An 11,871-nucleotide genomic window follows, 5' to 3' on the forward strand; every position below is an offset into this window, starting at 1 on the left:
CGGCGGGTGGAGCGCACGCTCCGATTCCCCGCCCGTACAGACGTACCGTCGCGCCCCACCGCCCGAGTGGGGGCACCCCGTGCCCGGCGCGACGGCGGGGGTAAACCCCACCCGCACATCCCGCCCACCGGGGCGGACTCACATCCATCCACCAGCCGTGCCGCCGCATGTGCCGGGCACGGTGCAAAGTATCGGAGTATTTGTGTCTCTTATTGAGCTCGATCGCGTGCCCCTGCGCCGCGCCCTCATTTCTGTCTACGACAAGACCGGCCTGGAGGATTTCGCCCGCGGTCTGCACGAGGCCGGCGTGGCCCTGGTGTCCACCGGTTCGACCGCGGCGACCATTGCGGCCGCAGGCGTTCCCGTCACCGAGGTGACCGAGGTGACCGGCTTCCCCGAGTGCCTCGAGGGCCGTGTGAAGACCCTGCACCCGCGCATCCACGCCGGTATTCTGGCTGACCGCCGCAAGCAGGAGCACATCGACACCCTCGGCGAGCTGGACGTCGAGCCCTTCGATCTGGTCGTCGTGAACCTGTACCCCTTCGTCGAGACCGTGGCTTCGGGTGCGGATCAGGACGCCATCATTGAGAAGATCGACATTGGCGGCCCCTCCATGGTTCGCGCAGCTGCAAAGAACCACGATGCCGTCGCGATTGTGGTGGACCCGGCCGACTACGAGCGCACGGTTGAGGCCGCTAAGAACGGTGGCTTCTCGCTGGAGGAGCGCCGCCGCCTGGCCGCTGGCGCATTCGCCCACACCGCCGCCTACGACACCGCCGTGGCTACCTGGACCGCATCCCAGTTCCTGCAGGACGAGGACGCCAACTTCTGGCCCCCGTACGCCGGCCTGGGCTTCGAGCGCAGCGAGACCCTGCGCTACGGCGAGAACCCGCACCAGCGCGCCGCCCTGTACGTCAACCCGGCGGCCGCCCCCGGCATTGCACAGGCCGAGCAGCTGCACGGCAAGGCCATGAGCTACAACAACTACGTTGACGCCGACGCCGCCCTGCGCGCCGCCTACGACTTCGATGAGCCGGCCGTTGCCGTCATCAAGCACAACAACCCCTGCGGTATCGCCGTGGCAACCCCCGGTGCCGCCGATCCGATTGCGGACGCTCACGCGAAGGCTCACGCCTGCGACCCGCTGTCCGCATACGGTGGCGTGATTGCCGCTAACCGCCCGGTGACCGCTGAAATGGCACGTACCGTCAAGGGCATCTTCACCGAGGTTGTCGTGGCCCCCGGCTACGAGCCCGAGGCCCTGGAGATTCTGCGCGAGAAGAAGAACCTGCGCCTGCTGGTTCTGCCCGAGGGCTTTAGCCGTGACGCCATCGAGTACCGCCCCATCTCCGGCGGCGCGCTCTTCCAGGAGGCCGACCGCCTGCAGGCTGAGGGCGACGACCCGAAGAACTGGACCCTGGTTGCCGGCGAGCCCGCCGACGAGGCCACCCTGCGCGACCTCGAATTCGCGTGGCGTGCACTGCGCTCGCCCAAGTCGAACGCCATTCTGCTGGCCGATAACGGCGCCGCAGTGGGCATCGGCATGGGCCAGGTGAACCGCGTGGACTCCTGCAAGCTGTCCGTTGAGCGTGCGAACACCCTCGGCGGCGAGGGTAACGAGCGTGCCCGCGGTGCGGTTGCCGCATCCGATGCGTTCTTCCCCTTCGCTGACGGCCTGCAGGTTCTGCTGGACGCCGGCGTGCGTGCCGTTGTGCACCCGGGCGGTTCGATTCGTGATGAGGAAGTTATCGAGGCCGCTAAGGCTGCCGGCGTGACCATGTACCTGACCGGTACCCGCCACTTCTTCCACTAAGATTTTGCGGCTACGCGTACCGCCGCGGCCGGTTACGGCCGGGCGGGCTTGAGCGCGTGAGTGAGGCGGGGTGCCCCGGATTTTCGGGGCACCCCGCCTTTTTATGGAATTTTTATTCTATTTTTTACGTTTTGGGGCTCCACAGCCCGGAAGGTGCGCCCGGAAGGCGCGCGGAGCGCCAAAAAATTCGCTAGGATTAGGTTGTGCCTAAAGTCAGCGAAGAATACAAAAAGAACAGGCGTTCTCAGATTGTAGAGACCGCCCGCGAGTGTTTCATCAAGCACGGCTATCAGAAGGCCTCGATGAGCGAGATCATCGCCGCCACCGGCCTGTCTGCTGGAGCCATCTACAATCACTTCTCCTCCAAGGATGAGATTATCCTCGCCGCCGCGCGCATGGACCTGGCTCCCTTCGACCGCATCCGCGCCGAGCAGCCCTGGGACTACGTTTTTGGGTGCCTGAAGGTGCTGGACACCCCCAAGGTGCGCCGTCACCTGCTGGTGACCTGGGGCGAGGCGGTCTCCATGCCGCAGCTGGGTGCCGTGGTTTCCGAGCAGCTAACCTACCTGCGCGATCAGGCCCTGGAGCGCTACCGCGCCTGGGGCGCCGCTGAACTGGACTTCACCGATGAGGAGCTCGAGGAATGGCTGACCGTCATCGGCGCGGCCGTGCTCTCTGTGCTGACCGGTTACGTGGTGCAGACCCAGCTGGTGGCCGGCGGTAAGAAGGATAGCGCCCGCGAGGCCTACCTGGAGTACGCCTCCGCCATCCTGCGCCAGGCTTAGGACTCACCGACCTGCGCCGCCTTGCCGATAGGCCCACCGGGGCGTGTCAAGCGTCCCGCGCCGGTACCATACCGGTGCCGTAAAACTTCATCATGATGCATCCCAAAGCCCGTTTTCCTTCTCGAAGGAGAACGGGCTTTACGGTATTATGAGGTGTAGCTCATATTTTTTCATTCAGGGTTTTCAGCCGCAGACACTGCCGCAACCCCGATGACGAGCCACCGAAGATACCGTAAAAACACTCCCAGGAGCGTAATGACCGAGCAGAAGATCCTCGAGATGCCCCTCGCCGACCTCGACCCCGAGGTAGCAGAAGCCATTGAGCTGGAGCGCAAGCGCCAGCAGAACACCCTCGAGATGATTGCATCCGAGAACTTTGTCCCCCGCGCTGTGATGCAGAGCCAGGGCTCGGTGCTGACCAACAAGTACGCTGAGGGATACCCCGGCCGCCGCTACTACGGCGGCTGCGAGTACGTCGATATCGTTGAGGACCTCGCCATTGCCCGTGTGAAGGAGCTCTTCGGCGCGGAGCACGCGAACGTACAGCCCCACTCCGGCGCGCAGGCGAACAACGCCGTCATGCACGCGCTGCTGAACCCCGGCGACACCATCATGGGTCTGTCCCTGGCGCACGGTGGCCACCTGACCCACGGTATGAAGCTGAACGTCTCCGGCAAGCTGTACAACGTTGTCGCCTACAGCGTGGACGAGAACGGCTACGTTGACATGGAGCAGGTGCGCGAGCTGGCCCTGGCCGAGCGCCCCAAGCTGATTATCGCCGGCTGGTCCGCGTACCCCCGCCAGCTGGACTTCGCCGCATTCCGCGCGATTGCCGACGAAATCGGCGCGTACCTGTGGGTGGACATGGCACACTTCGCGGGCCTGGTGGCTGCGGGTCTGCACCCGAACCCCGTCCCGCACGCACACGTGGTGTCCTCCACCGTGCACAAGACCCTGGGCGGCCCCCGCTCGGGCTTCATCCTCTGCACCGAGGAGCTGAAGAAGAAGATTGACTCTGCCGTGTTCCCCGGCCAGCAGGGCGGCCCGCTCATGCACGTGATCGCCGCGAAGGCTACCGCGTTCAAGATTGCCGCATCCGAGGGCTTCAAGGAGCGTCAGAAGCGCACCATTGAGGGCGCGCAGATCCTGGCGAAGCGCCTGCTGGAGCAGGACGTGAAGGACGCCGGCGTTTCGATTGCCTCCGGCGGCACCGACGTTCACCTGGTGCTCGTCGACCTGCGCCACCACGCGCTCAACGGCAAGGAGGCGGAGGACCTGCTGCACGACGCCGGCATCACCGTCAACCGTAACGCCGTTCCGAACGACCCGCGCCCGCCGATGGTGACCTCCGGTCTGCGCATCGGCACCTCCGCGCTGGCAACCCGCGGCTTCGACGCCGAGGGCTTCACCGAGGTTGCTGACATCATCGCCTCCGTGCTGCTGCCGAACCCGGACATCGCGGCCCTGCGCGCTCGCGTGGATGCGCTCTGCGCCAAGTACCCCCTCTACCAGGGCAGCGAGAACTGGTAGAACCGTGAATGACCCCGTTCGCTCATCCGCCCGTGTGGCCGATGCGCGGACGGGGTTATTTCGCCCTCCGCCCGCCGTCCCGGACCCGCTCTATCGGTGAGGCGCGGCGGGACCCCAAGAACCCAACACATAGACCATCCGTTTCGGCGAACCCGCCGCAATCTATGGAAGGAAAACAATGCCCCAGATTCTAGACGGTAACGCAACCGCTGCCGCCATCAAGGCGGAGCTGAAGGAGCGCGTCGAGGCGCTGAAGGCTAAGGGCATCACCCCCGGCCTGGGCACCGTCCTGGTCGGTGACGACCCGGCATCCCGCTCCTACGTGGGCGCTAAGCACCGCGACTGCGCGGAGATCGGTATTAACTCCATCCGCGTGGACCTGCCCGGCGATATCACCCAGGAGGAGCTCGACGCTGAGATTGACAAGCTGAACAACGATCCGGCCTGCACCAGCTACATTGTGCAGCTGCCCCTGCCCAAGCACCTGGACACCAACCGCGTGCTCGAGCGCATCGCCCCCGAGAAGGACGCCGACGGCCTGCACCCGACCAACCTCGGCAAGCTCGTGCTGAACGTTTCGGAGCCGCTGGATTCCCCGCTGCCCTGCACCCCGAACGGCGTGATTGAGCTCGTTAAGCGCCACGGCATCGACTGGAACGGCAAGAACGTGGTGGTGCTCGGCCGCGGCATTACCGTGGGCCGCCCGCTGGGTCTGCTGCTGACCCGCCGCGAGGTGAACGCCACCGCAACCCTGGCTCACACCGGCACCCAGAACCTCGATGAGGTGCTGCGCGAGGCCGACGTCATCGTCGCCGCTGTGGGCGTGCCCCACGTGCTGAAGGCTCACCAGGTCAAGGAGGGCGCAATCCTGCTGGACGTGGGTGTTTCCCGCGCCGAGGATCCCGAGACCGGCAAGAAGAAGCTCTTCGGTGACGTCTCGCCCGAGGCCGCCGAGAAGGCCTCGTGGGTGTCCCCGAACCCCGGTGGCGTGGGCCCGATGACCCGCGCCGAGCTGCTGGTGAACGTGGTGGAGACCGCGGAGCGTCAGGCCGCGTAGGTCCCCGCGACGTTCGCATAGACCCGTAACGAAAGACCCGTAGCGAAAGGGCGGTGCCCCGGTAGAGCAAATCTACCGGGGCACCGCCCTTTCGCGCGTCTCGTGCGGCCTCCTGTCTCAGGGGAGAGGCGCTAGAGAAGTAGCTCGTAAAAGTAGTGGTCCGAGAGGTATAGGGTCTCAGCGTATTCGACCGGCGTTCCCTCCTTGGTGTAGCCGGTGACGCACACCTTGAAGGCGGCCTCGCCCACGGGAACCTGCTGGTTGAAGGCCTCAGCATCGGCGTCGGTGAAGAGGGCCGCGCCCGTGCGTACGCGGGCGTGCTTAATGGCGTTGGGGGTGTCGGCCAGCTGATCCAGGGAGCTGGAGGAACCCGAGAGGCCGGCCATCATGGAGTCCAGGATGCTGCTGGCGGCTTCCTTGACAAAGTACGAGCGCTCAAAGCCGATGACCTCGTGGTTGGCCAGGCGCAGACGGCGTACGAAGAGGACCGACTCGCCCACGGGAACGGATAGTCGGGTCGAAATCTCCTCGGTGGCATCCACCCAGCGGGTCGCAATCATGCGGGTCGAGCCTTCGAACCCGCGGCGGCGCATATCGTCGGCGAAGGTGTCCACGCGCGGGATGTACGTGGCTTCGCTGCGTTCGGCCACGTAGGTGCCGGACCCCTGCACGTTATAGAGCAGGCCGCGCTCGATGAGGACCTTCAGGGCGCTACGCACCGTCTGGCGGCTCACGCCGAAGTTCTGCTGAATCGTGCGCTCGGTCGGGAGCTTATCGCCGGGCTTACCCGGAATGATGTAGCGCTGCTCGAGGTAGTGAATCACCTGCTCGTACTTGGGTCCCGGAATCGGCGGCAGCTCATAGGTCTGGCTACCGTTGGGGGAAGTACTCGGGGAGGCCTGATCTGCGGCCTGAGCATCGGTGGAGAGCGAGTGGGCGGTGGGTTCGGGGGTATGTGAGGAGTGTGAATTCATCACCCAACATTTTAACCATCTGTGAAAGAAAAATGAATCACGGTGAATTTTTACTTCCGCGCATGCTGGCATAATTAAGACTATGCATTCTTCGATTCCTCCCGTTCCGCGTGAGCCCGGTCTGCTCCGCGTGGCGAGCGTCAACGTCAACGGCATCCGCGCCGCCTACCGCAAGAACATGGCCGACTGGCTGGCCGAGCGAGACATCGACATCCTCTGCCTGCAGGAGGTTCGCGCGCCCGACGCCATCGTGCGTGAGCTCCTCGACGAGTCGCAGTGGAATATTCTGCACGCTGAGGCCGCCGCTAAGGGCCGCGCGGGCGTGCTGGTGGCTACCCGCCGCACCCCGAACTCGGCTGGTGAGGTGCTGAAGGATCAGCCCGTGGCAACCCGCTCCACCATCGGCGAGGAGTACTTTGATGACTCGGGGCGCTGGGTTGAGGCCGACTACGTTCTGCCGAACGGGCAGACCCTGACCGTGGTGAGCGCGTACGTGCACTCCGGCGAGGTCGGCACTCAGAAGCAGGAGGACAAGTACCGCTTCCTGGAGCGTATGCTGGTGCGTATGCCCGAGCTGGCCGAGCACTCCGATCACGTGCTCATCGTGGGTGACCTGAACGTGGGCCACACCGAACTGGATATCAAGAATTGGAAGGCCAACCAGAAGCGTGCGGGTTTCCTGCCCGAGGAACGCGCCTATTTCGACTGCTTCTTTGGCGATATCGGTTACCGCGACGTGGCGCGCGATCTGGCCGGTCAGGTGCCCGGGCCCTACACCTGGTGGTCCTACCGCGGCAAGGCCTTCGATAACGACGCCGGCTGGCGCATCGACTACCAGATGGCGACCCCGGCCTGGGCCGAGCGCGCCGTGCAGGCGCAGGTTGATCGCGCCGCCACCTACGAGGAACGCTTTAGCGACCACGCGCCGCTGGTGGTGGACTACCGCATCGATGGCTAGAGCCTAGCGCCACCGCGCCCCGAACATAAGTTTTGAGATACACGCTGCACCGTTCGCAGCACCGCACAGGAAGTAACTGCACAGGAAATAACTATGGCAGACGAAAAGAAGCAGGATAAGTCCCTCATCCCGAACGCCTCCCAGCAGAAGACGCGTATCTTCTCTGGTGCCCAGCCCTCGGCCGATTCGATGCACCTGGGTAACTACATTGGCGCCGTGAACAACTGGGTGGCCCTGCAGAACGACCCGAATAACGAATGTCTGTTCTTTATTCCGGATATGCACGCCATCACCGTTCCGCAGGATCCCGAGGAGCTGCGCGAACGCACTCGCCTGACCGCGGCGCAGTACATCGCCTCCGGCATTGACCCGTCCCGTGCGCCCCTGTTCGTGCAGTCGCACGTGCCCGAGCACGCCCAGCTGGCCTGGGTTCTGAACTGCTTCACCGGCTTCGGCGAGGCCTCCCGCATGACCCAGTTCAAGGACAAGTCGCAGAAGCAGGGCGCCGATAAGGCCTCGGTTGGTCTGTTCACCTACCCGATTCTCATGGCCGCCGACATTCTGCTCTACCAGGCGGACGGCGTACCCGTGGGCGAGGACCAGCGTCAGCACCTCGAACTGACCCGCAACCTGGCCCAGCGCTTCAACTCCCGCTTCGGCGAAACCTTCGTGGTGCCCGAGCCGGTCATCCTGAAGGAAACCGCGAAGATTTACGACCTGCAGGAACCTACCTCGAAGATGTCCAAGTCGGCGGCATCCGACAAGGGCCTCATCAAGCTGCTGGACACCCCCAAGGTTACCCAGAAGAAGATTAAGTCCGCCGTGACCGACGACGGCTCCGTCATCGCCTACGACCGCGAGGTCAAGCCCGGCGTGTCCAACCTGCTCTCCATCTACTCCGCCATGACCGGCGAGAGCATCGACGAGATTGTGGCACGCTACGAGGGTAAGATGTACGGCCACCTGAAGGTCGACCTGGCCGATATTGTGGTGGACCGCCTGGCTCCGGTGCGCGAGCGCACCCTCGAGCTAATGGACGACCCCGCCGAGCTGGACCGCCTGCTGGCCGTGGGCGCCTCCGCCGCCCGCGAGATCGCCACCGCCACGATCGAAAACGTCTACAAGAAGGTCGGCTTCCTGCCCTCGGTGAGCATCTAGCTACCGGGCGCTTATCAATTCCTCATCTTCAACGAACGCAAAGCGCACGACACCCATGACAGAACCCCGCGAGCAATCGAGTCCCTCTGAGGCCTCCGTATCACCCACCCTCAAGCCCGGTCGCCGCTACCTGAGCATTATTGCTCACGTGAGCGGTGAGAATGCTCAGCGCCTGGAGGAGTGGAAGCGGGAGACAACGGGGGTCCCGGCCGCGTCAATGAGCACCCACGTGACCGTGTACGTGGCGGAGCTGGATGACTCCCTGCTGGATGCCGTGCGTTCCCCGCAGTTTTCCGAAGACCTGGGTGCGTCGCGTTTCGAGGCTCGCTGGGGGTCGGTGCACTCCTTCCGCCCGGTGACCGAGGTGGAGTACCTGAACCTGGAGGCGGGCAAGGCCGAATTCGAGCGGATTCACCGGGATCTTGTTCGGATGCTCGGTACGGGTGCGGCCCCCTTCCCGTACGTGCCGCACGTGACCCTGGGCCACGGTTTGAGCGAGGAACAGGTGGCCAGCGCCCGCGAGGCGTTTGACTCCCTGCCCGCGGAGCGGCGCACCTTCACGGTGGATCACCTGCACTGCTACTCCTACGACGGGCAGAACTGGGAGGAAATCGGGGTTCTGCCGCTGCGGTAGTAGCCAGCCTAAAACGCTAAGAGAGATGCGACCGATAGACTATCGGTCGCATCTCTCTTTATGTTTTCGCTAGGCTTGCTTCAGCGTGAGAACCCTAGCGGGAGTGGCCCTCGTGAGGCTCGCCAGACTCGCCGGATTAGTGTGCATCAGCGGAAGCCGAGGAAGAGGCAGAGCCGTGAGCTTCAGAACCGTGAGCCTCAGCCTCAACCGGCGCGGCGTTCGAGGAGGAGACGCCCAGGATCTCGTTCGGGGTCTTGGGCAGTTCCACGCTCATGAGCTCCTTCGGAGCCACCGGGTTCGATAGGGACACTGCGATGAGCTTTTTGGTGGCCGGGTCGGTCACGTAGGCGGTCTTACCGTCCACCCACAGGGCCGGACGCTCGTCCTGCCAGGTCTCAGACTCGGTCCACGCCTCCATGAGCTGTACGGAGCCCAGCTCGGCGCCGGTTGCCGGGTCGAAGACGCGCAGCTTGCCGTCGGTGGTCAGCAGCAGTGCCTCACCCTGGGGGCCGCGAGCCAGCGATCGGAAGGTGTAGCTCACGCCAGAAGGCAGGGAGTAGACGGTGCGGGTTGCCGCGACGGTGTCGATGATGGAGAACTTCTCGGGGCGCTCCAGCTTGGCATCCTTGTCGGTCTTGTAGTCCGCCAGAACGTACTGGGAGTCAGCCTTGCCCGCCTGGTTACCGGAACGCGAGTACGGGTCCTCGGGGTTGGTGACCTTGGTGAACTTGCCGTCCTTGTAGATCAGCGCGCCGTCGGTGCAACCGATGGTGAACGCGCCGTCCTTGGCGATAGCTTCACCGTGCACGCCGGGGCATGCGGGGCTCTCGGTTACGGTCTTGCCCTGAGCGTCCACAACGGCGGCACCGGTGCGGGTCTTCGAGTCACCGACCGCCACCAGGTACTGGTTATCGGGCAGGGGGATGGCGAAGCCGTGGTGCGGCTTGGGCAGGGTGACGGTGGTGGTCTCCAGGGAGGAGGCGGTGCGCTTATCGTGGGTCAGCTTCGCCGGGTCGTACACGGCGAAGGAGCCGGTGCCGTCAGCGAAGGCCGCAACCCTGCCGTTGTCCTTGATGACGTGGCCGGTGTGGTCAGCGGCAAGAGACAGCGAAGACAGAGACGGGGCGGTGGTGTAGTAGTGCGAGTGATCGCCGTGCGCTACGGACCACACGCCGGTGTCCAGGAAGGTGTAGCTGTTGCCGTCGGCCACGACGAGATGGCGGTTATCGCCGGCATCGGAGAGGCGCAGGAATCCTTCCTTGGGGATGTCTGCGAGCAGCTTCATGTCCTTGGCGTCATAGACGAGCACGCCACCGTCGTAGGTGATGGCCACGCGGCTGGCAGCGCCCTTGCCTTCAGTGATGGGGGCGGGGGTTGCGCTCGCGGAAGTGGAAGTGCTGGGGTTGGTCTGTGCGTTCTGGGTGGCTTGGGAGCCGCATGCGGTCAGTGCGAGGGCGGCTACGGCGCCGAGCGTGCCGGCGCGGGTGAGGAAAAACTTACGGGTCATGTGCATGACAGAATATTAACATGAGAATAATTCTTTATTTAGTCTGATGTGCAGTTCATATCACGGTATGGAAAATTCTTTTGCGCCACTCTCAAGGCTTCTGCGGCATGCCACGGGCCTCCAACTGGGCGAAAGCCCCTGAAAGCTACTGCGCCCCCGGACTTCAACTTTTTAGATGCAGAAAACCGGCTCCCTTCTGACCAGAAGGGAACCGGTTTTCTTAGAGGTATCTTTTGCTCGGGTAGGGTTCATGCGCCTACTCGGGGCTAAAAATTTAGGGCCAAAATTTTAGAGGAGGTTGTTCAGGCCTCGTGCCTTGATCTCACCCACGGCATCCTTGACGGCCTGAGCCTTGGAGCGCGGTGCGACCAGCAGGGCATCGGAGGTGTCAACCACGACGATGTCGTTCAGGCCAATAATCGAAATCTTGCGATCGGTATTGGCTACAACAATGCCGGAGCAACCGTGGTTAATGACGTTATCCTTCTCGCCAAGGATGGTCAGCTGCTCGCCGCTCTTCTCGGAGTTCAGGCGTGCCACGGCGTCGAAGTCTCCAACATCATCCCAGCTGAAGGAGCCGGGAACCATGGCGACGTCGCCGGCGGCGGCGGCGGGCTCTGCCACCGCGTAGTCGATTGCGGTCTTGGGGAGGGTCTCCCACACCCGCTCCATGACGGCCTCGCGCTCGGGGGTGTCCCAGGCGTTAGCGATCTCCATGATGCCCGCGTACAGCTCGGGCTCGTTGGCCTCGAGGTGCTTGAGCATCAGGGCGGCCGGTGCCACGAACATGCCGGCGTTCCAGGTGTATTCACCGGAGTCCAGGTACTTCTGTGCGGTGGCGGTGTCCGGCTTCTCAACGAAGGTGTCCACGGCGTGCGCGTTGGGAGCATCCTCGATGCCCAGGGAAGCGCCGGCGTGAATGTAGCCGAAGGCGCTGGAGGGTTCGGTGGGGGTAATGCCGATGGTGACAATCTTGTCGGTGGCCGCGGTGATGACAGCCTCGGTCACCACGCGGTGGAACTCGTCCACGGGGCTGATGACGTGGTCGGCTGCGAAGGAGCCGATGATGGCGTCCGGCTCGCGGCGGTGGATGATGGCGCATGCCAGGCCGATAGCTGCAGCCGAGTCCTTGGGGGAGGGCTCCAGCACCAGGTCAGCGGCGCGCAGCTCAGGAATCTGCTGGGTGACCGCATTGGCGTGCGAGGTGCCGGTGACGACCATGACGGAACCGTTGCTGAGGTCGATGAGACGGTCGTAGGTGTCACGCAATAGGGAATTGCCCGACGAGGTGAGGTCGAGCAGGAACTTCGGGGCGTGCGCGCGGGACAGGGGCCACAAACGCGAGCCAACACCGCCGGCGGGAATCAGCGGGCGGAATCGAGTGAGTGCAGTATTCATCGCTTCAAGAATAACGGGTGAATTTGTCATATATCGAATTCTTTTAGGATTTGGCAG

10 protein-coding genes are annotated in these 11,871 nt (G+C 64.0%); 7 read left to right on the forward strand and 3 right to left on the reverse strand.

Features of this window, described 5'->3' with window-relative positions; all coding sequences use genetic code 11:
- Window positions 1-202: 202 nt before the first annotated feature.
- From purH to AC3E6W_RS05945, 4 genes are all read left to right on the forward strand, one after another.
- Window positions 203-1,813, forward strand: coding sequence for a bifunctional phosphoribosylaminoimidazolecarboxamide formyltransferase/IMP cyclohydrolase (gene purH, locus AC3E6W_RS05930; protein WP_070679463.1), 1,611 nt, complete (start codon window positions 203-205; stop codon window positions 1,811-1,813).
- Window positions 1,814-2,016: 203 nt separating this feature from the next.
- Window positions 2,017-2,598 carry a TetR/AcrR family transcriptional regulator gene (locus tag AC3E6W_RS05935; protein ID WP_049333070.1) on the forward strand — a complete coding sequence of 194 codons (582 nt, stop codon included), beginning with the start codon at window positions 2,017-2,019 and terminating at the stop codon, window positions 2,596-2,598.
- A gap of 255 nt (window positions 2,599-2,853) precedes the next feature.
- Window positions 2,854-4,128: a serine hydroxymethyltransferase gene (gene glyA / locus AC3E6W_RS05940; RefSeq protein WP_049333068.1), complete on the forward strand. Its 1,275-nt coding sequence runs from the start codon at window positions 2,854-2,856 to the stop codon at window positions 4,126-4,128.
- A 178-nt stretch (window positions 4,129-4,306) separates the two neighbouring features.
- Window positions 4,307-5,185 (forward strand): bifunctional methylenetetrahydrofolate dehydrogenase/methenyltetrahydrofolate cyclohydrolase, encoded by an 879-nt coding sequence (locus AC3E6W_RS05945; protein WP_049333066.1) that lies wholly within the window; start codon window positions 4,307-4,309, stop codon window positions 5,183-5,185.
- A 131-nt stretch (window positions 5,186-5,316) separates the two neighbouring features.
- On the opposite strand, the gene AC3E6W_RS05950 is transcribed toward AC3E6W_RS05945, so the two are convergent.
- Window positions 5,317-6,162 carry a GntR family transcriptional regulator gene (locus tag AC3E6W_RS05950; RefSeq protein ID WP_049342918.1) on the reverse strand — a complete coding sequence of 282 codons (846 nt, stop codon included), beginning with the start codon at window positions 6,160-6,162 and terminating at the stop codon, window positions 5,317-5,319.
- 79 nt (window positions 6,163-6,241) lie between these two features.
- Between AC3E6W_RS05950 and AC3E6W_RS05955 the strand changes: the two genes are divergently transcribed.
- The 3 genes from AC3E6W_RS05955 (at window position 6,242) to AC3E6W_RS05965 (ending at window position 8,909) form a co-directional block, all read left to right on the forward strand.
- Entirely contained in the window at window positions 6,242-7,117 is an 876-nt protein-coding gene (locus AC3E6W_RS05955; RefSeq protein WP_049333063.1) for an exodeoxyribonuclease III, read from the forward strand.
- Window positions 7,118-7,210: 93 nt separating this feature from the next.
- Window positions 7,211-8,275, forward strand: a complete 1,065-nt coding sequence (trpS, locus tag AC3E6W_RS05960) for a tryptophan--tRNA ligase (protein WP_049342919.1) — start codon at window positions 7,211-7,213, stop codon at window positions 8,273-8,275.
- A 55-nt stretch (window positions 8,276-8,330) separates the two neighbouring features.
- On the forward strand, window positions 8,331-8,909 hold the full coding sequence (locus AC3E6W_RS05965; RefSeq protein WP_049342920.1) for a 2'-5' RNA ligase family protein: 579 nt from the start codon (window positions 8,331-8,333) through the stop codon (window positions 8,907-8,909).
- Between the two features lie 136 nt (window positions 8,910-9,045).
- Here the strand turns inward: AC3E6W_RS05965 and AC3E6W_RS05970 are convergent, their stop codons facing one another.
- Both AC3E6W_RS05970 and AC3E6W_RS05975 read right to left on the reverse strand, forming a co-directional pair.
- Window positions 9,046-10,416, reverse strand: a complete 1,371-nt coding sequence (locus AC3E6W_RS05970) for a hypothetical protein (protein ID WP_490652583.1) — start codon at window positions 10,414-10,416, stop codon at window positions 9,046-9,048.
- 288 nt (window positions 10,417-10,704) lie between these two features.
- Entirely contained in the window at window positions 10,705-11,814 is a 1,110-nt protein-coding gene (locus AC3E6W_RS05975) for a mannose-1-phosphate guanylyltransferase (protein WP_080975263.1), read from the reverse strand.
- Between the last annotated feature and the right edge of the window lie 57 nt (window positions 11,815-11,871).

The organism is Rothia sp. SCPM-O-B-18226 (M350) (genome assembly GCF_058213595.1).